This is a genomic window from Vibrio kasasachensis, from assembly GCF_050337565.1.
GTDB classification, from domain to species: Bacteria; Pseudomonadota; Gammaproteobacteria; order Enterobacterales; family Vibrionaceae; genus Vibrio; species Vibrio kasasachensis.
In genome coordinates, this window is record NZ_JAKJTB010000009.1 from 258,845 (window position 1) to 282,672 (window position 23,828).

20 protein-coding genes are annotated in these 23,828 nt (G+C 42.3%); 9 read left to right on the forward strand and 11 right to left on the reverse strand.

Annotation, left to right across the window (positions count from 1 at the left end; genetic code table 11):
* Positions 1-65 precede the first annotated feature (65 nt).
* The 4 genes from rhlP to L4C38_RS04015 form a co-directional block, all read right to left on the reverse strand.
* Positions 66-905 carry a rhombotarget lipoprotein gene (rhlP, locus tag L4C38_RS04000; protein WP_428796241.1) on the reverse strand — a complete coding sequence of 280 codons (840 nt, stop codon included), beginning with the start codon at positions 903-905 and terminating at the stop codon, positions 66-68.
* Between the two features lie 287 nt (positions 906-1,192).
* Entirely contained in the window at positions 1,193-2,113 is a 921-nt protein-coding gene (locus L4C38_RS04005; protein ID WP_428796242.1) for a 5-oxoprolinase subunit C family protein, read from the reverse strand.
* A complete protein-coding gene (gene pxpB / locus L4C38_RS04010) occupies positions 2,103-2,795 on the reverse strand; it encodes a 5-oxoprolinase subunit PxpB (protein WP_428796243.1) in 693 nt (230 codons plus the stop codon). Before pxpB ends, L4C38_RS04005 begins: the two co-directional genes overlap by 11 nt.
* Before the next feature lie 262 nt (positions 2,796-3,057).
* Positions 3,058-3,309, reverse strand: coding sequence for a DUF2999 family protein (locus L4C38_RS04015; protein ID WP_428796244.1), 252 nt, complete (start codon positions 3,307-3,309; stop codon positions 3,058-3,060).
* 274 nt (positions 3,310-3,583) lie between these two features.
* Here L4C38_RS04015 and L4C38_RS04020 point away from each other — a divergent pair, with 274 nt between their 5' ends.
* Together L4C38_RS04020 and fdhF are read left to right on the forward strand one after the other, a co-directional pair.
* Entirely contained in the window at positions 3,584-3,745 is a 162-nt protein-coding gene (locus L4C38_RS04020; RefSeq protein ID WP_428796245.1) for a CCGSCS motif protein, read from the forward strand.
* Positions 3,746-4,324: 579 nt separating this feature from the next.
* Positions 4,325-8,557 carry a formate dehydrogenase subunit alpha gene (gene fdhF, locus L4C38_RS04025; protein WP_428796246.1) on the forward strand — a complete coding sequence of 1,411 codons (4,233 nt, stop codon included), beginning with the start codon at positions 4,325-4,327 and terminating at the stop codon, positions 8,555-8,557.
* An 84-nt stretch (positions 8,558-8,641) separates the two neighbouring features.
* Here the strand turns inward: fdhF and L4C38_RS04030 are convergent, their stop codons facing one another.
* The 4 genes from L4C38_RS04030 to L4C38_RS04045 form a co-directional block, all read right to left on the reverse strand.
* Entirely contained in the window at positions 8,642-9,331 is a 690-nt protein-coding gene (locus L4C38_RS04030) for a pseudouridine synthase (protein WP_428796247.1), read from the reverse strand.
* A 257-nt stretch (positions 9,332-9,588) separates the two neighbouring features.
* Positions 9,589-10,011: a nuclear transport factor 2 family protein gene (locus tag L4C38_RS04035; protein ID WP_428796248.1), complete on the reverse strand. Its 423-nt coding sequence runs from the start codon at positions 10,009-10,011 to the stop codon at positions 9,589-9,591.
* 182 nt (positions 10,012-10,193) lie between these two features.
* Positions 10,194-10,829 (reverse strand): CatB-related O-acetyltransferase, encoded by a 636-nt coding sequence (locus L4C38_RS04040; RefSeq protein ID WP_428796249.1) that lies wholly within the window; start codon positions 10,827-10,829, stop codon positions 10,194-10,196.
* 319 nt (positions 10,830-11,148) lie between these two features.
* Positions 11,149-14,202: a DUF748 domain-containing protein gene (locus L4C38_RS04045; protein ID WP_428796250.1), complete on the reverse strand. Its 3,054-nt coding sequence runs from the start codon at positions 14,200-14,202 to the stop codon at positions 11,149-11,151.
* 600 nt (positions 14,203-14,802) lie between these two features.
* Between L4C38_RS04045 and L4C38_RS04050 the strand changes: the two genes are divergently transcribed.
* On the forward strand, positions 14,803-15,132 hold the full coding sequence (locus tag L4C38_RS04050; RefSeq protein ID WP_428796251.1) for a hypothetical protein: 330 nt from the start codon (positions 14,803-14,805) through the stop codon (positions 15,130-15,132).
* A gap of 169 nt (positions 15,133-15,301) precedes the next feature.
* On the opposite strand, the gene L4C38_RS04055 is transcribed toward L4C38_RS04050, so the two are convergent.
* Positions 15,302-16,126 carry an NAD(P)H-binding protein gene (locus L4C38_RS04055; RefSeq protein WP_428796252.1) on the reverse strand — a complete coding sequence of 275 codons (825 nt, stop codon included), beginning with the start codon at positions 16,124-16,126 and terminating at the stop codon, positions 15,302-15,304.
* A gap of 220 nt (positions 16,127-16,346) precedes the next feature.
* Here L4C38_RS04055 and L4C38_RS04060 point away from each other — a divergent pair, with 220 nt between their 5' ends.
* From L4C38_RS04060 to brnQ, 6 genes are all read left to right on the forward strand, one after another.
* On the forward strand, positions 16,347-16,667 hold the full coding sequence (locus tag L4C38_RS04060) for a DUF6506 family protein (RefSeq protein ID WP_428796253.1): 321 nt from the start codon (positions 16,347-16,349) through the stop codon (positions 16,665-16,667).
* Between the two features lie 201 nt (positions 16,668-16,868).
* The gene (locus L4C38_RS04065) at positions 16,869-17,246 is read left to right on the forward strand and encodes a hypothetical protein (RefSeq protein WP_428796254.1); all 378 of its coding nucleotides are present in this window, start codon (positions 16,869-16,871) and stop codon (positions 17,244-17,246) included.
* 43 nt (positions 17,247-17,289) lie between these two features.
* On the forward strand, positions 17,290-17,775 hold the full coding sequence (locus L4C38_RS04070) for a GNAT family N-acetyltransferase (RefSeq protein ID WP_428796255.1): 486 nt from the start codon (positions 17,290-17,292) through the stop codon (positions 17,773-17,775).
* A gap of 65 nt (positions 17,776-17,840) precedes the next feature.
* Positions 17,841-18,506, forward strand: coding sequence for a hypothetical protein (locus L4C38_RS04075; protein ID WP_428796256.1), 666 nt, complete (start codon positions 17,841-17,843; stop codon positions 18,504-18,506).
* A 126-nt stretch (positions 18,507-18,632) separates the two neighbouring features.
* On the forward strand, positions 18,633-19,469 hold the full coding sequence (locus tag L4C38_RS04080) for an MBL fold metallo-hydrolase (protein ID WP_428796257.1): 837 nt from the start codon (positions 18,633-18,635) through the stop codon (positions 19,467-19,469).
* Positions 19,470-19,921: 452 nt separating this feature from the next.
* Positions 19,922-21,241, forward strand: coding sequence for a branched-chain amino acid transport system II carrier protein (gene brnQ / locus L4C38_RS04085; protein ID WP_428796258.1), 1,320 nt, complete (start codon positions 19,922-19,924; stop codon positions 21,239-21,241).
* 117 nt (positions 21,242-21,358) lie between these two features.
* Here brnQ and L4C38_RS04090 read toward each other — a convergent pair whose 3' ends face one another.
* Together L4C38_RS04090 and L4C38_RS04095 are read right to left on the reverse strand one after the other, a co-directional pair.
* Positions 21,359-22,090 carry a DUF3726 domain-containing protein gene (locus L4C38_RS04090; protein ID WP_428796259.1) on the reverse strand — a complete coding sequence of 244 codons (732 nt, stop codon included), beginning with the start codon at positions 22,088-22,090 and terminating at the stop codon, positions 21,359-21,361.
* A complete protein-coding gene (locus L4C38_RS04095) occupies positions 22,087-23,814 on the reverse strand; it encodes a hypothetical protein (RefSeq protein WP_428796260.1) in 1,728 nt (575 codons plus the stop codon). The genes L4C38_RS04090 and L4C38_RS04095 overlap by 4 nt, the downstream gene beginning before the upstream one ends.
* Between the last annotated feature and the right edge of the window lie 14 nt (positions 23,815-23,828).

Sequence of the window (23,828 nt, forward strand, 5' to 3'; positions counted from 1 at the left end):
GTAGAGTAATGAACCTTGGCTCATTTCTACACCACTATCATTGAAGATCTAGCGATCCAAACCGTTTACGCCGTTACACGGCTTCGGGTTCTCTCTTTCATTCTCACCAAACAAATCATCATTAATGCGCTAATAACTAACCAACTGACGCTGCCACCACTGTAACCGCTGCTGTATTCAACTTTGGCTATTTTTTCTTCTTTAACACGCACTTTAAAGAGATCGAGTTCAGTGTTTAAATTAGTGATCATATCCGTCACTGCCAAATCAAAACCTTCATTTGAATTATCAATGATTGTTTCATCTAAGCCGACCGCTGTAGATATTGCTTCGACTTTACTAACACCCGGAGCCCTGAATAATAGTTTGTTACTTTTGACATCAAAAACAGCGGTATCAATAAATGTTTGTGTCGTATTGTCGTTGCCCGGTATCAAGTACATCCCTGCAATCGTCCAATAAAGAAGAGAGGCGTGATTTTGGTTGTTTTGAGTCACTTGGTCATAAGAGACCAAGGCGATAACGTCGACATTGTGCAGCCTTGAAATTTGTTCAAGCGTATCAAAGCCACCGCCTTTTTTAAGGTAATTGTCCGATATAATCTCAATTCGATTCACATAATCGAGCTCTACAAATTTTCTTTTAACATCGGACAAAATGTCATATTTTTTCTTCGCTGAAGGTTCTAATGAACTGCTTTGCGAGCTAGGAACAAACGCTATGCCGACATTTAATGGTAGTGTCAAAACCGGAATTTCAGGTTTGTGTTCAACATAGTTGGTAGAGTCTGGGTAAAGGAATTCTACCAAGCTACTGGATGTCACATTGTCTTTATGTTGCAGATTAACACAGCCCGTTAAGCCCAGAATAATCGCTGCCAAACCAAGTACATTTTTAATCTTCATTTACTGTTCCTACTCCCACTGTGTAAGCGTTGTAAATACCTAGCATCTGCTTTAAGGTTGGTCACGTAATGATCTACACCAATGGTGTCACGTCCAATTAAACCTCGTATTGCAGTAATGTATTTACTCACAAGCTATAGCGCTAATTTATTGAACACCTTAGCAAATTCAGGACCAATACGTATAGGGCTTGAAGCGTGGAACGGCGCACAGAGTTGGGGAAGAGGTCTAGAAACTTCAAATTAGTTTCGTGAACATACTTACCTTACATATAAGCTCATTAACATCTATCGTGATGTCATTGCCTTATTGAAGAGCATTCTCTTAGCTTCTGCCTCAGCGATATCGCTCATACAAAAACGAACGAGGCTTCCGGGAGCACGCTGCGCAAGTTGTCCCGTATCCAAAGCACTCAAACTACCAACTTTGGGATAACCACCTATCGTTTGCCTGTCTTTCATCAACACAATTGGCTGACCATCTTGCGGGATCTGAATTGCACCGTAGGCAATCCCTTCAGAAACAATACCATCTCGGTTGCAGCGAATTGGCTTCCCAGTTAAGCGGTAACCCATTCTGTCTATGTTTTGTGAAACTTCATACTCACTGGAAAGTAGCGTCATTAGCTCTGTATTCGGGAATTCTTTCGCTTGATAGCCAAGCATTACACCTAACTCAAGCGGGGCTTGATAATCTGGAATCGCCCATGTTGGCGCAACCCCATGAGGCAGGTCTCTACTGGAGAGAAAAAACAGCCTGTCCCCCACTTTGAGAGACTCTCCGTTTGTTAAACCGCCAATTTGTTCTCGCGGGACACTGGCTACGCTACCGAGTTTAGCTTCAAGTTGGAAGCCTCCAATTACCGCTAAGTAGCTACGCAAACCGCTGATCGGCGATTCAAACGTAACAGTGTCACCTTTTCTCACTTGGTAAGTTCGCCAAGGGTGCACTTTTTTATCGTTGAGGTGTGCATTTAAATCAGCGCCGGTTAATGCAATACAGGTATTATCATGCGCTTTTAAGGTTAGTTGTCCGAAGGTAATTTCAAGCTGTGGGGCGTTTAATTTATTGCCAAGTAACCGGTTTGCCCAGCAAAAGGCATGTTCATCCATCGGACCGCCAGTCGTGACTCCCATGTGCTGAAAGCCAAAGCGTCCTAGGTCTTGTATAAGCGCCAAAAAACCGGGTTTAATCACCTCAAAACTCATTGAGGTTCCCCCCTAGCTGCAAAAATTCTTGCTTAGTAATTGAGCGAAAGCGCACGTGATTACCAACCGCTACTTTAGCGAAAGAGTCACTTTCCCAATCGACCATCTTAATCGGTGTTCTGCCTATGATTTGCCAACCGCCCGGAGTTGGGCTGGGATAAATAGCCGTTTGATTATCAGCAATGCCGACACTACCTGTCGGTACTTTAAGCCTAGGTGTGGACTTACGAGGTGTCGCAATCCGCTCATCAGTTGTGCCAAGGTAAGCGAATCCGGGGCTAAAACCAATAGCGAAGACTTGATACAATTTCTCGCTATGAATTGTGATCACCTCTTCTCGGCTTAACTTGTTATATTGGCACACATCATCCATATCCAACGCCACATCATCGCCGTAGTAAACAGGCAGATCAATCACCTCAGAACCAACTTGCCTCTCATAGCCATCTCTAGAGTCACGCAGTGTATGCTTCAAACTTGCAATGATCTTGAACCTATCAGTTTTTTCGATATCGTAATACACCAAAATGGAAGTGTACGAAGCAACAATATCAACGACTTGGTCACTCATATCTGCACGGATACGATCAATAGCCCAACTCACTTGGCTTGCTGTCTGCTCACTAATGTTGTCGCCGAAATAGACGATGCAGCTCATTTCATTGACTAGTTCAATCCGCATTAAGTCAGTCTCTTCATTATCGCTTTCCTGAAACAGCCCAATGTGGCGACTAATACAAAGGTTTCGATACGCTTAAAGTTCATAGTTCGTCCTGAACATGTCAAAAATCTCTTTTTAAAACATAACGAACTGCCACTCTCACTGCAAGCAAGCGTTGTTAGAACTGCCTCATCAAGCAACGAGCCTAAAGATCAAAAAAAAGGTCGTTTAAACAATTCGCATTGAATCATCCAAACGACCTTTAAAAAATGTTGTAGTACGGTTACTTCTGAAGTTGCTCTTTAGCGGCTTCTACTTTTGAGAAATCTAGCCCAAGCTCAGTCACAGCTTCTTTAATCAAAGCAGGGTTTTGCATTACTTGTCCCATTAATAGCTGGAGCTTATCTTGAGGTAAACCCAGTTGGCTGATCGTTGCCATTGCCGCCAGAGGATTCTGTGTCAGTGCCTGAAAAAGCTCTTTGATCTGCCCATCGCTAATATTGTTCTCTTTCAACATCGCAAGAATCGGGTTCATTACATTACCTTATAATTATTTAATTAATTTCGCCGCACAGTTTAACATTTGGCGCAGCGTGTTAGTACTAACAACTGCAAGCTTCTGCTTTATCTCTTCAGTGCCCTATCACTGCTTCCACAGCCAAAATTTATCCATGTAATAATGATTGATAAAACACAGGCTTACAGCGTTTTTAAGTAAACAGTGCATTCTAAATGTACAACACACTAATACCTGACTGTTTTAGTATGATATTATCAGGCATTATCGCTATGCAAACGAGGTATTAACTATGGCACTATCAATTAAGAAAATATTCGAAAAGAAAGACTCTGAAGCTAAAGCTGAAGTGACTGAAGAACAACGCACCGCAGAAACGTCTAATACAGATAGTGGCGCAGAGAAACCAGCAAAACATGACACACCGAGTGGATGTTGTGGCTCTTGCTCATAATTACTGAATTTACAACCTCAGAGGGATGAGTCTCTGGGGTTGTTACCTCCGCTTTATCAAATAATTCTAACTGCATTACTCCTCGTTTCACCACCACTTAATAAAAACAAAAGACAAAATTTTCGACAAGCTGCGAACAGGTCAGATGTGAAAGCTCGGTCAATTGTTACACTTGATGTGTTACCATAGAAAAAGTGTTGTTTTATTGTTTATATGCAATAACGACAAAGCTTATCGAGCGATCAAATATTCTAAACTGAGCTCGCCGTGTTTTGGCACCGAGACTCAAAGCTCTGAACAAGATAAGCACAATGAATGATGAGTTTTATACCCGCCATACTTAAAGTTGCAGCGGTGTTGGCTGTGTTCGTGCGCCCCAATCACATAGTTCACCTATGCTCAGGGGGCTTTCTTACTTGCCGTCTACCTGCACCTTCAAGTTTCTAGGGTATAGCCGAAATCACTAACGGTGATTCAGAATATGTTTTGCTTGCACTAATCTATTGTTGCGAATAATTATCCTTGCTATTTGTGTGGTTTATTTGTACCGATTAGGATCAGCTTTGCTACGGGGGTAGCATGATAGAAATCATTATCGATGGAAAATATCGAATTGTAGAAGAGGGGCGAACGCTTCTAGAAGTTGCAAAGGTATGTGGAGTAGACATTCCATCACTGTGCGGACTGAACAAAAGTAATGAAAAAGTCCCGTGTGATTTATGTGTTGTCGAAGTTGAAAGTGGCGGAACCAAACGAGCCTGTGAGCTGAAGGTTCATCACGGTTTGAACGTGTTAACGCAATCAGAACAACTGAGTGAGCACCGTAGAAAAGCGCTCAACCGCATCATGACGGATCACTATGCGGATTGCGAAGCTCCATGTAAAACAGCTTGTCCAGCAGGCGTTGATATACAATCTTATCTTTTCCATATTGCACAAAACGATCATCAAAAAGCCATCGAAGTCATCAAACGAACTTTGCCAATGCCATTGTCAATTGGTCGTGTATGTCCGGCATTTTGCGAAACTGAATGTCGCCGTTCGTTAGTGGATGAGCCTATCGCTATTCGCCAACTCAAGCGCCATGCCGCTGATGCCGATCTAGCAGCGTATGAAGCTTATGTGCCAGAAAAAAAACCAAGCAAAGCAATCAAAATAGCGGTTGTCGGTGGTGGTCCAGGTGGATTGACGGCGGGCTATTACTTATCAAACGAAGGTTACGATGTCACGGTCTTTGAATCCATGCCCCAAGCCGGTGGTTGGCTTCGTTATGGCATTCCTGAATACCGTTTACCAAAAGACATTCTTGATAAAGAAATTGAATTAATGTGCCGAAATGGCATGCAAATACATACAAATAAAAAGCTGGGCGACGACTTTACCCTTTCACAACTTAGCAGCGGTTACGATGCAGTTTGCCTAGCTGTAGGCGCCTCTCTTGCCGTGGAAATGAATTACACTGGTAGTGACTTAGATGGCTGCTATTTAGGTGTCGACTATTTAAAAGATTTCGTAACCGAACACCATTACATCACGGGTAAAAAAGTCGCGATCATCGGTGGAGGAAACACTGCGATTGACTGTGCTCGCACCGCTCGTCGCACCGGCGCGGATACCACTTTGATTTACCGACGTACTCGTGATGAGATGCCAGCGGAAGACTATGAAATAGTCGAAGCTGAACACGAAGGTGTGAAGTTCCACTTTTTAACCAACCCAGCAGAAAACATTGCCGATGATAACGGACGAGTCAACGCTATTCGCCTTGAGCGTATGGCATTGGGTGCTGCCGATTCATCCGGACGACGTAGCCCTAAAGCGACGGGCGAATTCTTTACTGAAGAATTTGATACCGTTATCGCAGCGGTGTCGCAAAAACCTGATCTCAGCTTTTTAGACAATGATTCCCTGTCCATTCCGCTTACTCGTTGGAATACCTCAGACAGTGATAAGCAAACCATGCACACCGGCACAGGCAACATTTTTAGCATTGGTGATTTTCGCCGAGGTCCTGCAACCGCAGTTGAGGCTGTAGGTGATGGTCGAGTAGCCGCAAAAGCGATTGATTTGTTCCTAAGCGGTGACATGGCAACAATGCCAAAACCGGCATTTAACTCACGCAAAGAGAAAAAGCTGACACAAATCGACCCTCTCCATTTTGAAAACATCCTAAAAGTCACTCGCTCTATCATGCCAGAGTTAACACCCACGCAACGAGAGCAAAGTTTTGATGAAGTTGAGCTAGGCTTTGACAACGAAGAAGCAATGAGAGAAGCCGCTCGTTGTTTAGAATGCGGTTGTCAGGCGAATACCGATTGTTCACTGCGTGATTACTCAACCGAATACCAAGCTGAACAAACGTTTGATTCTTCATTACAAACTACTTCCGCAAATATAATCGATCACCAAGATTGGCTTGGATTGCGTGCGAAAGATCCGCGCCATAAATTCGAAGTAGATCGTAGCTCAGAGTTCATTGAATTTGATGCCAACCGATGTATCAGCTGTGGGCAGTGTATCCAAGCTTGTCGAGAACATGCAGTGCACGGCGTACTGAACTTCAGCTACGATATGAAAGGTCGCCCTGCGTTAAGACCAGACGATCGCCCGCGTTTTAGTTCGCAAAGTAAAACTAAACAAGATTGCTTTACCCTGATGGGGGATTCGAATTGCGTACAATGCGGTGCGTGTGTTCAAGCGTGTCCTACCGGCGCGATGGTTGACAGCCGTGATCGCTCACAAGGTCGTACCGAATCTTTACAAGCCGTCGACACTATCTGTACTTACTGCGGTGTAGGCTGCAAATTAACTATGATGGTTGATAAAGCTGCCAACACTGTTCGTTATGTCAAAGGAGGAGATTCTCCCGTTAACCAAGGTATGTTGTGTGTTAAAGGACGCTTTGGTTTTGATTTCATTGCCAGTGATGAACGATTAACCACCCCTCTAATTCGTAAAGATGGATGGTTGCAGCCTGCAAGTTGGGAGGATGCCATTCAACTGATTGCCTCGAAGTTCACTAGCATCAAACAAGATTTTGGCAGTAATGCATTAGCTGGTTTTTCCTCGGCGAAAACGACCAACGAAGATAACTACGCCTTCCAGAAGTTCATTCGCCGTGAATTAGGAACCAACAACGTCGATCACTGCGCACGATTATGCCATGCATCGAGTGTGACTGGTCTTGAAGCCTCATTAGGAAGTGGCGCAATGACCAATGACATCCCAAGCATTAAGCACTCTGATGTCATCTTCATTATTGGCTCGGATACCACCTCCGCGCACCCAATTATCGCATCACATATCAAGCAAGCTATTCGCCACCACGGTGCTCGTCTGGTTGTTGCTGATCCTAAACGTGTTGATATCGCCGATCACGCAGAGCTGTACTTAGCTCATCGTCCGGGCACAGATGTCATGCTATTAAACGGCATCATGCAGCAAATCATCAAAAATGGCTGGTACGATCAAGAATACATAGAAGAGCGTGTTGATGGGTTCGATACTTTATTGCAAGAGGTCATGTCTCCAGCATACGGCTTAGACAAAGTCGAGCTTGTAACTGGTGTAAAAGCGGACGATATTTTCGCTATGGCACGCATGATTGGTACCGCAAAACGCACAGCTGTTTACTACTCAATGGGGATAACACAGCACACCACTGGTCACGACAACGTTCGCTCTATCGCTAACCTGCAGTTGTTATGTGGCAACATAGGTGTTGAGGGTGGCGGTATTAACCCGCTACGCGGTCAATCCAATGTACAAGGTGCTTGTGATATGGGGGCATTACCTAACAGCTACCCAGGCTATCAGAAAGTATACAACCCTATTGTTCGCCAGAAGTTTGCGATTGAGTGGAATGCCCCCGATTTACCGGCAGAACAAGGTTTAACGCTAACTGAAATTATTGATGCAGCTTGTCATCGTGACGTTCGCGGTCTCTATATCATGGGGGAAAATCCGGTGCTTAGTGACCCTGACCAAGCGCACGTGATTGAAGGTCTGGAAACATTAGACTTCTTGGTGGTCCAAGACATCTTCCTAACCGAGACAGCGCAATACGCGGATGTGGTACTGCCCTCTTGTTCATTTGCCGAAAAGTCAGGGCACTTTACCAATACTGAGCGCCGAGTACAGCGTGTTAATAAGGTTGTAGATGCGCCCGGTGATGCAAAAGAGGATTGGCGAATCATTCAAGACATTGCGAATGCAATGGGCAGTGATTGGCATTACCAGACCGTCGCTGACATCACCAGTGAAATCGCCCGTGTAACACCACAATATGTTGGACTACGCTGGGAAAATATCACCCCCAAAGGTGTACAGTGGCCAAGTAACAAGAACAACCCTAATGGTACGCGCATCATGCACCAAACCCAATTTACTCGCGGTAAAGGGCAGATGGTTGGGGTTCCGTTCCGTTACGCCGCAGAACTACCGGATGAAGAATACCCATTAGTGCTGACAACAGGACGAGTCTTAGAGCAGTTCCACACAGGTACGATGACGCGAAAAACCAAAGGTTTAGACAACCTCGCGGGACCAAGAGCAATGATCAGTGTTGATGATGCAGAAGCTCTAGGTATCAGCAATGGACAGCGTCTACAGGTATCCACTCGCAGGGGCAGCATTGAAATTGATGCCTTTGTGACAAAGCGGATCCAGAAAGGTGTAATATTTATCCCTTTCCACTTTGTAGAATCGCCAGTAAATCGTTTAACGACTACCGCGACCGACCCACATGCAAAAATTCCGGAGTTTAAAGTTGCCGCGGTGAAAGTAGAGCTATGTAAAACAGCGTTACCTTAATGACGGCGTCCTAGCGACTAACGAACAAAGGGCGCGAATCTGATTATGATTCGCACCCTTTGTTGATATTTCTGCTCTGCTTAGTTACTTGTTGAACGATTGAACTTCATTGCGGGTTAAAAAGCGCCATTGGGCAACATCCACATCAAGGCTGACATCACCAATCGCTTCACGATGGAGTGAAATCACTCGATTTCCTACTGCGGAAAACATACGTTTAACTTGATGAAATTTACCTTCGGTGATAGTTAATAGTACCTCTTTTGTACTGATCACTTCCAACTCAGCAGGCAAGGTCAATTGTTGTTCACCTTGCAATTTTATTCCTTGCTTAAACTTGGCAACCACATCATCGGAAATATCTCGGGATAACCTAACTCGATAAACTTTAGCGCATTTTTGGGTCGGTCTGGTGATATTAAATGACCAACGTCCGTCATCGGTAATTAAGACCATTCCTGTGGTATCGGCATCTAAACGACCAGCAATATGAAGTTCTTCGACATTTTCAATCGCTAGGTGATTAAACAGAGATGGGTACAACTCATCTTTATTTGAGCATATCGTTCCAGCTGGTTTGTGCATGAGGACATAGCGAAATTCTCGTGTTTTTAGCCTAGAACCATCTAATAGGATTATGTTATTTTCATGCACTTGTGCGGCTTCATTCATGACGATACACCCATTGACACTCACGTCTCCTGAGCAAATTCGCTTAATCGCTTCGGGTTTGGTCAACTCGGTACTTTTACAGACAAATTTATCTAGGCGCATTATAAGATCACTCTGGGAACAAAGAGCCCGACATTATCCTTGCTCAGTGGTAATTAGCAACTCTTCGAGGGAAATTCGCCACTCAGCGATTTTAAGTGCACCCTATCTAGGTGATTTAGCAAACGATTGAGACACAAACACAGCCGAGACTATTACTGAAAATCATCAAGATCAATACTGTGTTTATGCAGCACTTCTTGCATTTGCAGCTTCTTTTGAGCAGCCGCAACAGCCGACTCATCTATTTACAATTGTTATTACGCTGATTCGGGATAAGCCCTCCCTTCTGCTTGAGAAGTGGAAGCCGTTGAAGCATGCCGATGTAGCCACACCCAGCGATCTGTTTTTGTTAATACAACACTCCAACGAACGGGTATTAATTGGTGTCCACTGTCTGTGTTTAAATGAATAAATAGGCATTGCGCGACAACTGCATGATTGCCGAAAACTTGAATATCTGACCAGCCCCATTGAAATTTCGTCACCGTAGCTTCAGCAAAATTTCTTAAAAACAACGATCTAACATCTGACCGACTACAACACAGTTCATCTTCCCCAGTACCAATGACTGATATGTGATCATTACCATTAAAAACCCGCATTAAAGCATCGATGTCCTTTAAGCAATAAGCTCTCGCATACTCCTCAAGAGTTTCTCTAATAGCCTCGTGTTCTGACATATTCACTCCTTAGTTAACAGAAGTGTAGTCTAGTGCTTTATCAGTTCTGTTCTATTTTCTAACCGAGAATGATTCAACTAAAGCTGTCAATTTCATTTTTATCTCATGAACTTAAAAATATACACGTGTTAAAAAAATAGCGTCAACTAATGTGTGACGCTATCGATGGCTACATTTACGCGCTAATTGGCGGTATCGTACAGAGCAATTGCTTGCCTCAACTCTTCAAAATTTGAGCTACACAGAAGCGGTTTTAGTGCTTCAAATTTTTCAGCAGACCAGTCATAAACATTAAAAGAGAGTAACTCTTCGATGACTGAAGGTTCAAAGCGGTATTTCACCAGTTTTGCTGGAGAGCCAGCAACCACGCTATAAGGCTCGACATCTTTCGTCACCACACTATTCGCCGCAACGATAGCGCCTTCCCCTATCGTAACTCCGGGCATTATCATTGCTCTCATTCCCAACCAAGACCCGTCTCCGATGTGAGTATCACCTTTGCCAACATAGGCTTCTTCAATGACATCCATGAATGGGTAGAGACAGAACCAATCAGCCCTATGAGTATGATTCCCCCCCATCAAGATAACAACTTCTGCACCAAAGCAGACATAATCGCCAATGAATAATTCGTCAATAGCCCAGCGAGGTTCCCATTGACGGCTGATCTTATCACCGTGTAAATACCTCACTACAGACTCTTCGAATCCCTTATCCCAACAATCGCTATAATAGCTATGCTTTCCTTTGACGTGGATGTTGGCGTTAGTGACTACTTGATGAAGTAACTGAAATTTTGACCAATGCTTTTCTTGCATGTTTGACCTCTAACTAATGTATAGATAATAAAATTTTAATTAAACATTAGTAGCGTCAATGGATTTGCGGCTGATTTAATAGCGGGATACGTTTCATAGTAATAGTGTGGCAGTGTCAATAACTGAAAAAAGCATACCATAGAAGGTGTGACTACCTGCAAGATTGCTCTTCACTACGTAATCATAGTGTTGTCAACTTACGTTTACTCAATCAGTAGTTGCTAGTTGGACCTTAGAGCATCAAATCAAATGATAAAAAAGGCGCACAAGTTTCCCTGTGCGCCATTCCATATTTATCGTTTGCAGATTAGAGCGGCTTTTACTTCGCTTCTAACGAGAGCAATACACTACTAGTATCTTGCTCAATATCAAATCGGCTATCGAGTAAGAACACGCGCGATGCGTCTACCTTCACCACATCGACCAAGTAGGCTTTTACTGCTTTCGCGCGTTGTTGAGCAAGCTCACCCAACTCGCCATCTTCAACCTGTTGCTTATTCAACACCAAATTATAAAGCGCAATATGCCATCGTTGATCAAGATCTTCGTCTGTTAGTTCAACACCATTTGCATCTTGCTCATCTTCTATTGTGTCTCTCACTAAATCAGCATCGTCGTCAAATTCAGTGGTGTATACGGTTTGCAATGCATCAGATAACACACCAGTAACAGGCATGGTGCTGGCACTCAAATTAGCGGGCAACTCGGCTACTGTTATTTGCGCTTCTTCCGCTAATAACTGCTTAAATTTATGAATAGCAAGTGCTTTACTGTCTTGCGGTGCATTTACTGCACCATCCACTGTTAAGGTTAATTTAGGGCGTGTTTCTAAAGCTCCACCAAGAGTTTGGAGCTTTTCTTGCTCTTCCGTCGTTAACGTATTAGCACCAAACTCAAACGCAATAACATTCAGCTCATCGTCCGAGTCAGCAAGACCGGCGATGAAAGAGAAAGGTGCCGTAACTGCTTTAGTAATGATATTTGAAATAGTACTCCAAATAACCGCACCTAGGCTAAATTCAGGATCATCTACGTCACCTGACACTTCTACGCCTAAATCAATCACACCATCGTTATCTTGCAATAGAGCAATAGCTAGCTCTATCGGTAAAGAGGTTGCTAATTCGCTATCGCTCGCTTTACCCAACTGTAGCTGGTCGATAACAACGTGGTTCGAGCCCTTCAATTGATTTCGTTCTAAATGATAATTAAGCGCTAGCGTTAACTGCCCTCTATCAATGTAATGCCCAGCGTACGTACCTGAATAAGGGTTTACCGTAGTAAGCTCTACACTTTTGAACACCACATCCAGATCCAAGTAAGGTTGTTCCAACAATGGATTGATCTCACCCTTCACTTTTACTGGCGCGTATCTGTCAATATTACCGCTTATATCAACACTGGCTTTCGTTCCCGGCACACTAGATACATGACCAATGTTGCCTTTTAACTGCTCAATACCTGATGAAAAATTAGGTGTTAATGAATTATCAGCAAAGAAAGCCGAACCATCATTAAACGCAATTTTCCGTACACTTAATGCAAACGGCGTCTCTGTTTTATTGCTTACTACTTTCGCTTGGTTATTTTTGCTATTTGGCTGCGTAACAATCAAATCACCCAAGTTGGTGCTACGATCTTTGTTAATCACTACCCGCGCATAAGGCTGACTTAAACTCAGCGTATCTATATCGAGTTTCGATTTCTGTAAATCAAAATTTAATTTATTAATCGCGAGGGAGCGCCACTTAACGAAAGGTTTTCTGAGTTTGTTATCACGAATGGATAAGTGATTAACTTGCACACCACCACTCACTGTAACTTTACCTTCAGCGTTAGCATTTAACTTAGCTTGGGTGTTTATTTCACCTTTGGTTAAAGTCGCATTTACCGCGGTTGCTAGATAAGGCTGAAACTGTGCCAACTTTAACGATTTAACATCGATATCAGCCAATACCGCTTGCTGTTTAGCATCAGCCTGCCCTTTAATTTTGATCTCTCCTTTACCATTCACAGAGGTAAATAAATCAAAATCAATCGGTTTAGAAAGATCACTCACAATTTGGCTAGTGGTGATATTGATAGGTGAAATGACCCATTGGTTCGCTTTTTTAGTAACGACCTTTTCTTCAACGTTCAATTGGTAGTCTTTCAGTTCAATACCATTTAATGTTACCAACCAAGATGGCGCCGTTGCAGATGACTCTGTGTTTGCATCCGAAGTAGAAGCTACAGGTTGAGTGTTATCAGATTGAGTAAGCGACTTTGGAGTAAATAGAGAGACTAAGTCTGCGCCTTTACTATCCACTTTGGCAAATACATTAAGCCCGTGCGAAGTAATCGAATCAATGTTCACCGTTTGCTTTTCGACATTAGTCGCGATGTTATTCACTGACAAATTAGGCAAAGAAACGATGGATTTTTCCTGTGCATCAAAGTTTAGGTTGTTCACTGCGAACATACCTTTCGAAGTTGAAATACGTATTGCGTCATCAGCTTCTGTTTGACCAATGGTTTGCGCTATATGGTAGTTTGAAGAAAAACTCACATCCCCCGAGGTTAATTTTGCGATGATGTCTTTTTCAATCAGTTTCCATAAACGCGGCATTTGAATATGTCGAACATTAACATCACCCACCACTTCTAACGGCTTTAACTGCACTTGACCGATAAGCTCAATGGTAGCGGAATCTGCATCGGTAATATGAAGTTTATATTGGTTCTTTTTCTCAACATCACTTAATAGACTTTGGGTTGAGAACTCACCAAGCGTGATATTGATATTAGGATAATTGAGCTGTGTTCCTGTCACGCTATCTAACAAACGAACATCACCCTCAACGACGGTCGTATGCTTGATCAATACTGGGAACAATGCCGCGTGTCTATCGACGGTCTCATCGCTCGTTTGCTCTGGCTCGTCCGATTGAACTGTATTACGCGCAACAGCATCCAAAATGTCGCTGTAGTTAAACCTCAACTCGTCAGTGTTATCTAGACGCTCAAGATTAATATAAGGTTTATCAAGAGTAATATATTCAACCGAAATCACTGCATTAAAAATTGACTGCCAAAAATTGAGTTGAACACTGGCATGCTCAAATTTCACGAACGGTTTTGTGCCTTCTAAAATCGCGAACTGATCAACATCAAACTGAAGGGTAAAAGGGTTAATAGTAATGTCGGTAAGCGTTACGGGACGCTCTATCAGTTTCGAGACTTGCTCTGGAATTTGCTGTTTAGCAATATAAGGAACGAGTAACCCGAGTAAAGCTGCATAGAGTAAATAAGCGCTTAAGGTATACGTACTCCAACGAACGACTCGTGAACAAGCCTGAAACTTTACAACTGCCGCTTTAAATTTGTTCGACATTATAACTCTCTACTCCTACGTCTATATCGACGATAACAAGGCATCTGCGAGTATGGTTGACCTTTCGCTGTTATTATTAAATCAAAGTCAACATACACCAAAATACCAGCATGGCTACTTATACCGATGGGCACTAAGTATAGCCACAAAATTTTATTCCTACGGATTGGGGATGTCTACAATTCTCCCCCCTTGCGTTCACAAAACCCTAAGATTTTTAGCTTGGTTAAGAATCATGGACTTTCGTAGAAAACAAAAAGCACGAAATCATATATGTCCTTGCCCACTTTGCAAGATAAAACAACGCGTATGACTGAGCGGTGCAGGTTATTTGTCTTAAATGGACACATAGCACTGTTACTTGTCATGCGGCACACACTAATATTAAACTTATCGCATAAAAATAAACCCAAGCAGAATGTGTTAGTTAACTAACCATGTATACACTCAGAGATAGGAGGGGACGTGAAAGCTTGGAGGCTTGTTGTAAGATTATTGCTGTTTGCCTACGCTGTTAACTTGTGTATATCGATCATCTATATTTACCGGGCTCATCAGTTTTTAGAATCTGAATCCGCGCATCAGACACGGTTACTGTCTATGTTCACAACGGCATTGAACAATCAAAATTTGCCAATAAAAAATATGAGTATGGTTACTAAGTCAATAGCAATCGAGCTATTCACCTTAGGACTAGATGAAGTTTACTATGTCAATTTGACTGGAGAGATGAAGCGATTAGAACCGACTAGATACGATAAAGTTGAACGGCTATTTCGTGTTAGCCGTCAACGCGAAGTAACAGAATATATACAGAACCAATTATGGCTAAATGCCTTTTTAACGATGGTGATTGTTGTCTTGGCTATCTTGGTGAAAAAGTTTAGAAACGAACATCACGTGCGGTTGAAGAGTTCACTCAACCAATAAGCTCATATTTCATCCTTGCCATGTAGATAAATATTTTGAACATTGAATGCATTCTGAACGAGAGTAACCACGTATAGTTTGTCACTATTGCACTCAGGGGTTCAATTATAGAATTGTCTCGCAGAAGAACCCTGTGCGAGACAATTAATTCAACTAAGTACAGTCTATTTTAATGATTGAAGTTGTAATTTTTTTTCATGTCCACAAGATATACTCCTTGACCATGCCATTTCTTCCTTTCTTGTTCGGGCAGCGTTGCAACGCGTAACATTTCTTCTGCTACATCCTCTCTACTGATACTGATCTTTGCATGCTTTAGAGGAAGATCAGCTTTATCTAAACCAGTTATATTAAAGCTATAACCATAATGCCTTTTCGCTGGCGTGTCTTTGAGCGCCGCAGGGCGGAAAATTATATATCTCAATTCGTCAGTATCGGCTCGAGCAAGGATATTTTCACTTTCAGTAACATTTTTATACACAGGGAAAATAATAGGTAAGATGTTCGCTATTACGTTGTAATTGGCAGGCCAAGCAGTTAGTGAACCGCCAGGAATTCCCTCTGTACCCACCGAGCTATGGTACAGGGTCTCTACCCATCGGCTTTGATTCATACCTTCCACAACAGCGCTAATAGTGTCGGTGTAAACTGAATAGCTTGAACTAAGCATGTCTTTATATTTTGTCACTCCAACAAAGCAACAAATGGCATCAATTGATGGATCTTTTGTAAGGAGATCTTTGTATGATTCTGCGTTCAATATGCTTATATTCGTTGCTTTTAATACTCCTTTGTTCTTTGCTAAAGAAGTGTTAGTTCCAGTAAGCGTGGTTTCTTTCAGTATTTTTGCTATTCGATTTAACGCATCTTGGTCGCTTTGTGCTCTACACATAGCCGTTATATCATGCCCCTGCATCAATGCATTTTTGATAAAAATTCTGGCACCTCTAGATGCCGCTGCAATTACGAGAAAATGACGCTTTGAATTATTCATAATACACCTTGAAAGAAGAAGACTCGTTTAGTTTAAAGTCTTCCCTTTAGGGCAGAGTCAATAGCAGCGATTAAACGAATTAGGATTGAGTGTTACACCTTATGGCTTTTCTCAAGGTGAATTGAAACGTGATAGAATCACTATGGCAACATTAAATTAGGTGAAAGAACTCCTATCTTTCGTTATGCATGAACATCGAAATAAAGACCGAGGACAAGGCATGATTAAACAGTACGGATTTATCGTAAAAGCAGATAATTACAATTTTCACCATGATAAAACAACGATGAGTACAGCGGACTTCACTACTAACACGGTTGGGGTTAACTGTGATGATGACGCAATTCTAGTTGCTCAAAAAATGATAGAAGACGGAGTTCAGGTTATTGAGCTTTGCGGGGCTTTTGGATCAGAAAGCGCTGATTATGTTATTTCGTGTTTAGATACGAACATTCCTATTGGCTACGTCACATTTAGTAGTAATGAAAATCAAAAACTAGAACGAATTTTGGCAGGCAATTCAGATCTACAACAAGCTTAAAGGTTGACTAAAACCTCTCGGCAGCGTGGTGTCAATTTTTAGCAAAGTGGCTATGAGCCAATATTAATGATAAAACATTTAGCGTGCATAAAATCGTAGGGGACATCTTACCGCTGAGCGGCTAGAAACAACGGGTAAAGTCTTTGTCCTGCCAGACACCGAGTTAAACAATAAATACACAAAAAGGAATTAGTTTAAGTAATGAATATATGGATATTGAGTTCTGGGTTACTTGGCATATTTACAACACTAATACATGTATTCGCAGGTCAAACAGATCCTGTAAGACCTTTTCTTAAATCAGAGTTAGAACCAGTGCCCAAGGCAACACTTTTGGCATGTTGGCATTTAGTTTCCGTTACTTTGCTTGCCAGTTCTATGGTGCTGACTTATATCGGTTGGAACGGTTTGGGAGCTCTTTATATCCCTACTCTATTTTTAGGGCTCTTATACGTTCTATTCGCATTGGTGTTTGTGGTGGTTGGATGGTATTTCTTTGGAAGCAAAGTGTTTATCAAATTGCCGCAATGGGTACTACTCCTTCCGATTGGAGTATTGGCCAGTTATGGTGCAATATAAAAACGACCACTGCGACAATACCACAACCTTTAAAAGGCGCTTCATGATTAGAGAAATAACTAAATCAGATTTCGAGTCATTCTGGTCAACGTTTTCAATGGTAATTGAAGCTCAAGAAACCTATGCATTCGACCCAGACATGACAATGGAACAAGCATTCAATCTATGGTGCGAAGTTCCACTCAAAGCCTACGCTTTCGTAGAAAATGGTGTGGTTTTAGGTTCTTATTACCTAAAACAAAATGCAATGGGACCGAGTAGTCATATTTGCAATTGCGGCTACATGGTATCAAGCGAAGCTAGAGGCAAAGGCGTAGCACGGCAGATGTGTGAGCACTCTCAACAAAAAGCAATTGAGTTAGGTTTTGAAGCCATGCAATTTAACAGTGTCGTATCAACCAATGACATCGCCGTACGATTATGGGAAAAGCTTGGTTTTAGTATCATTGGTACCATTCCCAAGGCATATAAACACGGTCGGCTTGGTTATGTAGATAGCTACGTAATGTACAAATGGCTTCAAGCCTGAGCAATATTAATCAATGTCGTTCAGATATCATGCAATGACCAAATAGAAAGGTATACCAAGGGCGTATGAAAAGGTTTTCTGTTGTATCAATAAGCATTCTGGTCATATTACTTGGTTCATACATCTCTTTTGGTTTGTATCGACAATCCCTACTTTCTACCAATATCGAACATGGCAATTATAAGCGCTGTTTTAACGATAGTAATTTAATTAGCCAAAGCTCTAATTCATGGGATAGTGCCGAAACCTTCGATGTACAATTTGTTGCTGCGGGCAATGAGCATTGCTTTGCTCCCAACTTTCCTTCAATACAAGTGTCGTCTGAAAACGTGACACATTGGCTTCATATCGTGACAACGTCTGGTGATGCCGCTTTTTCTGGTAAACATTCTTCGTTCGGAAGTAACCAACGAAATTGGACTTTTGTTGATGTGGGTTCTCAAGAACAACGAAATAACAGTGTTCCATTTTATAGTGTGGGATCTGTCTTTGAAGATAATCCAGGTTGGAGCGCGGCACCTCATCTTTCCTTAAACTGGAGTGGCAAGGTTTTCGGCTTAGTTGAAAAAGACGGCGAGTTCTATCCAATGGGTGGTTTTTCATGGGGATTTGATTTGAAACGTTGGACTTTTCTCCCTCAAGCTATTTACCCAGAGCCATTAAGCAAACAAGATTGGTTCGCTATTGTTGACACATTAAACGAAGAATATCCGAGCTATAAATTCAACTAGCAACCATTGCTAAAGCACTGCTTCTCTGGTGTTTATGTACAGGATATTCTTGCTATATACTTCAACACTGGGAATACTGACACATATGTTACAAAAGCATCACTAATTAATTATGGAAATTAGACCATGGAATTGAAAGTTTTAGTTGATAACAACACAATAATTGACCGATATTATTTGGGTGAGCCTGGTGTTTCATATTTAATTTCGGAAGGCGATACAAAAATATTATTCGACGTTGGCTATTCTGACATATTTATTCAGAATGCTAAAAAAATGAATGAGTCCTTATTAGACATTAACTATGTAGTTATATCTCATGGGCACAACGACCATACGGGTGGTTTAGTTCCACTGGTTAAATTTATATCGGAGTCTCGCACTGAAGGCTCGTACTGTTTAACGCCAACCGTTGTTTCACACCCGGATGCATTTTCATACAAAGAATGTTCGGGCGAAGAAATTGGCTCAATTCTCGACGGCAATAAGATTAGTAAATACTTTAATACTCACCTTACACATGAGCCATTATGGATAACAGATAAACTGGTCTTTTTGGGTGAAATCGAACGAACTAATGATTTTGAAAATATCGAGCCTATTGGTCAGTGCGAACATATTGATTCAATGTTAGATGATTACGTTAAAGATGATTCCGCACTTGTATACAAATCCCCCCAAGGTTTGGTTATTATCACTGGGTGTTCCCATGCTGGCATATGCAATATTATCGAGTATGCAAAAAAAGTATGTTGCGATGACAGAGTTCTGGATGTCATTGGTGGTTTCCATCTACTTGAGCCAACAAAAGCTCAGTCAGAAGGAACACTTCATTATTTCGAAGAACAGAGTATTAACAACATTCACCCATGCCATTGCACAAGTCTGGAATACAAAATTAAGCTATCAAAATCTTCGGATGTTAAGGATGTAGGCGTAGGTCTATCACTTGTTTATCCATAGACTGTCTATATTGATTGATTATGCACTCGCGTTCATTTAATTTGAATTCAACTTTCATTGAAATGAAATAAATATGAACACGAGGTATTTCCTCTCTCAACAAGACGATAATACCTACTTTAACGAAATCCATGGTATATGGGTTTACTTTGAAAGTTTTTGCTTATATATTGACCTTGTTATCACGACACTTAACTAGGAAATAACAATGCCTTCTTCTTTAGCCCAACATTTTGCTGCTTCTTGCCAAATGATACTTGGTGCTATGTCGTGCCTAACATCTATTATTTCTGTCGTCATTCTAGTCATTATTAGCTAGGCTGACGGCTACTTCCGTCAGCGATGCTGGCGGAGGAATTACATCAACCATTCTTCTTTTTCCCTCCAGCAAATCTGACGGTCCACTAAAAAAAAGCGAATTAGGACAAACCTAATAGCATGAGGACTGTACATTGAAAAATCAAAATGCTCTCGCGATAGGTTTAATGACCTTCGCCATGTTTCTAGGCGCTGGGAATATCATTTTCCCCCCATTTCTTGGCTTGGAGGCTGGCACACAATACATCCCTGCCATGCTTGGTTTCTTAGTGACAGCAGTTGGTCTTCCTGCATTGACTCTGATCGTTTTTGGACGACTGAGTGATAGTGCACAGTTGACCAAAGCACTCCCTCAACCGATAGCGATTGCCTTTTGGGTACTACTTTTTACCGCTGTTGGTCCTGCATTTGCCATGCCGCGAGCCGTTACCGTTGCTTATGAAATGGGGATTAAACCGTTTGTATCTGGCGACTATTTAATGAGTTTTTCCCTCATCTTTGTCGCTGCTACTCTATTCCTTGCCTTTCAACGCGGTAAGTTAGTCGACTACATAGGTAAGTTCATCACGCCATTATTGGTGTTCATGCTGGCAGCACTGGCAATCGCCGCTTTTATTACCCCGCTAGGTCCATTAAGTGCACCAACATTAAGTTATCAAAACAAAGCCGTCGCAAGTGGTTTGATCCAAGGCTATATGACGATGGATGCTATAGCAGCGGTTGGTTTTGGCTGGATAATCATTAAAGCAATTCGCGATCAAGGCTGTGACTCGTCACAAGGGATCTTTACAGCAACGCTTAAGGTAACGTTAGTATACGCGTTGTTGATGTCGGCATGTTACTTAGCGATGGCATATGTAGGGGCAACTTCGGCTTCTGTAGCCGAAGGCGCAACGAATGGCGGAGAACTATTAACTCGTTATGTTGCAGAAGTATTTGGTCCATTAGGTCAATTTTTACTGGCTGGTATCATCATCCTTGCGTGTTTAACAACCACGGTTGGTCTCACCAACGCATGTGCTGAATACTACCAACAAACGTTCCGCTCACCGTTTGCTGTAACCGCTACAATCGTTGCTATCTTGACAGCTGTTATTGCTAATTTTGGTTTGGATCAAATATTGGCTATCAGCCTACCCGCAATACTTATCTTATGCCCAGTAGCGATTGCTTTGGTATTAACAGCGCTATTCTTACCTACTACAAAACGTAACTCAGCGGCTTACGTAACGATTGTCATGATTAGCCTTGTCCTGGGTGGTTTAGATGCATTAAGCATTTTGGGGTTGATCCCTGAAGCATTATCCACATTGTTACTACAGTATGTTCCGCTATTTGAAGCACATGCCAGCTGGTTCTTACCCGTTTTTGCCGCAATTTCTGTTTGTAAATTATTGAATAGAAATTCAAAGACCTCAGCAGCCTTTTACCAAAAAGCAGCATCTACCGAATAACGGGCACTAGCAGCATTATACTAAACGATTAAGCAGACAAAACCGCCCTCACTCTTGAGGGTGGTTTCATGTCTACATATACCGAAATAGTAATTATCACGGCAGCCCTATTGGCATCTACACAACTTCTCCAGCACCTTGCCGCGAACGTTGACTGTTTTCCACCAGAAACACCGTCGCAGTCTCTTTCAAAGTTTCCCACTCTACATCATCAACAAATATGCCTTCTTGCCATGCTGTTTGTTGAACATTTTGTAATACGTTGCTTGCCATATGCCTAGAATAACCTTGCGAACTCTCTTCAAGTGAAAAGTCTGTAATCGATAACTCAATCGTCATGCAATGTAGGCTCGCTTTATCATATGTCGTTACATCCGAGAAATAGAGCTCTGGCGCGATACAACCACGATTCAGAACATATAATATCCGATTAGGGCTACTACCATTCGCCCATGTAGCCCGGCAGGCTATCCCTTTTGCTGCCAATTTAACCAGTTCACTATAAGCCAGCCAGCGGTTGTGGCAATTGTTGAGTGTAAGTGTAAGTTGTTTACTTCCCACCATTTTTTCAAGCGCATAATCTATGATAATGGGGAGATGACAAGCCAAACTACATCGATGTAAATCCACTTTAAGGCTGTCAATGCCAACACTTTCAATATCAGCGGGACAATCCATTTCCACATTCAAGTAATTGCTGGCATTGTTGAAATGATGCACGCCGTCTAAACCAACCATTTGTAAATCAGCCACCATGTTGGCAACGACATCCGCTTCGCCACAAGTTCGGCGCATACCTAGAAACGCTTTATTTACAGCCGTAACCAACTCGTTGTGTGAAACAATCATGATGAAACCTCTCCACAAGTCACTGTATCGGTTATTTGTTCATTGCTAGGGAATAATGGAAAAATCCAGTTATCTTGATAATTGGGGTTTTGTATTTCATCTAACAACGGCGACCCTTGGAAGAAAGTCACGCGAACCCAGCGATCTGACCGCGGATCAAACTTAGTGGCACCAAAGATGGCGAGCTTACAACGTAATAGGTGCATTGGCAGCGCATCTTCACGCAATACGTTCATTTGAATATCTCCCATTTCTTTATTACCTAACGTCCATACTCGGCGGGCGATTGCACGGTACTTGGGTTCATGTAAAAGAAACTCCGTCAGAGATAACTCACTAGGATTGGAGCGTAACGCACGATATAAGCGGTAAACTTGTCGCGCAATATCTAAAGGTAGTTCGCGATCTTCTCCCAGTTCCTCTCCTCGAACTCCCAACCGCGGTTCTTCTTTGTCTTGCGAGCGGTACCAAAACCAATAATTGTTCTCCGGCAACGTAAAATCCGTCTCAATAGCCCATCGATACTTAGCTTCTAACACAGCCAAAAGATCGGCTATTTTTTTTCCCGTCTCTAACGATAAGGTCTCATCACCATTCATCTGATCATCAAACTGGTCGACCTGTTCTGGATATAACTCCATCAAGCACGACAATAGAATTTCTTGCGCTTCTAAACTCAGCCATTTTGAGTGTTGAGTTAGGTCTCCCCAATGAACATGCGGTGCAAGGTTAACATCGAGTTGTTTAGTTAATTGTTGAAGATCATCTATCGCACGTGAATTCAAACCAGCTTGATGCTCGTTAATGGTAACTACCTGCTGCAAGTGATGAATTCCTTTGTCTAACAGCGCACGCAATCTTAGGACCATGTTGGGCTTACAAGGCATTGATAAGACTTGAGCAATAGCTCGTTCTCGGGTCGTCATCCATTGGTCGACAATGCAAGGATGGTTAATTAAATATGGCGCCATCCCAAGCCCAGTAGCATTACCGACCCCCAAGTAACGTTGCAATCCGCGATGCAATGAAACAGCAGAGTCTCCACCATGTTGTTTCGCTAAAAAGTGAACCCAATCTAAGCTAAACTCTCTTATTAAATAGACTGCACACATTTGCGCGCTAAAGGACTGATTAAAATCAGGGTTTTTCTCTAGCAGTTTGAAATCAGCAATGCCAAATTTGCCATTGCCATACACTGCTGTCGTTCGCAAAATGTAGCCAACTTGTGCGAGTTCATTTACATCGGGCTGCATTCCTTTAGATAGACGACTAACAATATGTTCAAACACCCTCACGCTTTTATTGGCTCTTGCTAACACCAACACCTTGTTTGGGTTGCGCCCCGCTTCTTGCAGAGGTACGTTTGCTCGCAGCTGTTTGAGCAAAGCGACATCTACATCACCGTAAACCAATGCAAATGTGACATCCCACTTCTCGGCGATGACGCGATCGTTACGTTCATCGTCGGCGATTTCATCACAAAACACGACAAGGTGATAAACATGCTGAGGCGTCGACAATTTGTATATCACATGTCCATAGCCTCGTGGGCATAACTGCCAATCATGTTTGCTCACTTGCCACTGTTGTTTCGCCATTTTACGAATAAGACTGCGAGTGAAACTGATGCGACTTTGGTGCATAGCGCCTAACCTTTCAGGAGCCATGACTATCTCTGCTTTGCGCATTGCCGTATCGATAATAGTAGAACGATGTGCATCCATTTTGCTCACCACCT

What these genes read in the sequence shown, in the direction of transcription:
- rhlP (WP_428796241.1), bottom strand. Translation starts at nt 905, where the DNA reads ATGAAGATTAAAAATGTACTTGGTTTGGCAGCGATTATTCTGGGCTTA.
- L4C38_RS04005 (WP_428796242.1), bottom strand. Translation starts at nt 2,113, where the DNA reads ATGAGTTTTGAGGTGATTAAACCCGGTTTTTTGGCGCTTATACAAGAC.
- pxpB (WP_428796243.1), bottom strand. Translation starts at nt 2,795, where the DNA reads ATGCGGATTGAACTAGTCAATGAAATGAGCTGCATCGTCTATTTCGGC.
- L4C38_RS04015 (WP_428796244.1), bottom strand. Translation starts at nt 3,309, where the DNA reads ATGAACCCGATTCTTGCGATGTTGAAAGAGAACAATATTAGCGATGGG.
- L4C38_RS04020 (WP_428796245.1), top strand. Translation starts at nt 3,584, where the DNA reads ATGGCACTATCAATTAAGAAAATATTCGAAAAGAAAGACTCTGAAGCT.
- fdhF (WP_428796246.1), top strand. Translation starts at nt 4,325, where the DNA reads ATGATAGAAATCATTATCGATGGAAAATATCGAATTGTAGAAGAGGGG.
- L4C38_RS04030 (WP_428796247.1), bottom strand. Translation starts at nt 9,331, where the DNA reads ATGCGCCTAGATAAATTTGTCTGTAAAAGTACCGAGTTGACCAAACCC.
- L4C38_RS04035 (WP_428796248.1), bottom strand. Translation starts at nt 10,011, where the DNA reads ATGTCAGAACACGAGGCTATTAGAGAAACTCTTGAGGAGTATGCGAGA.
- L4C38_RS04040 (WP_428796249.1), bottom strand. Translation starts at nt 10,829, where the DNA reads ATGCAAGAAAAGCATTGGTCAAAATTTCAGTTACTTCATCAAGTAGTC.
- L4C38_RS04045 (WP_428796250.1), bottom strand. Translation starts at nt 14,202, where the DNA reads ATGTCGAACAAATTTAAAGCGGCAGTTGTAAAGTTTCAGGCTTGTTCA.
- L4C38_RS04050 (WP_428796251.1), top strand. Translation starts at nt 14,803, where the DNA reads ATGTTCACAACGGCATTGAACAATCAAAATTTGCCAATAAAAAATATG.
- L4C38_RS04055 (WP_428796252.1), bottom strand. Translation starts at nt 16,126, where the DNA reads ATGAATAATTCAAAGCGTCATTTTCTCGTAATTGCAGCGGCATCTAGA.
- L4C38_RS04060 (WP_428796253.1), top strand. Translation starts at nt 16,347, where the DNA reads ATGATTAAACAGTACGGATTTATCGTAAAAGCAGATAATTACAATTTT.
- L4C38_RS04065 (WP_428796254.1), top strand. Translation starts at nt 16,869, where the DNA reads ATGAATATATGGATATTGAGTTCTGGGTTACTTGGCATATTTACAACA.
- L4C38_RS04070 (WP_428796255.1), top strand. Translation starts at nt 17,290, where the DNA reads ATGATTAGAGAAATAACTAAATCAGATTTCGAGTCATTCTGGTCAACG.
- L4C38_RS04075 (WP_428796256.1), top strand. Translation starts at nt 17,841, where the DNA reads ATGAAAAGGTTTTCTGTTGTATCAATAAGCATTCTGGTCATATTACTT.
- L4C38_RS04080 (WP_428796257.1), top strand. Translation starts at nt 18,633, where the DNA reads ATGGAATTGAAAGTTTTAGTTGATAACAACACAATAATTGACCGATAT.
- L4C38_RS04090 (WP_428796259.1), bottom strand. Translation starts at nt 22,090, where the DNA reads ATGATTGTTTCACACAACGAGTTGGTTACGGCTGTAAATAAAGCGTTT.
- L4C38_RS04095 (WP_428796260.1), bottom strand. Translation starts at nt 23,814, where the DNA reads ATGGATGCACATCGTTCTACTATTATCGATACGGCAATGCGCAAAGCA.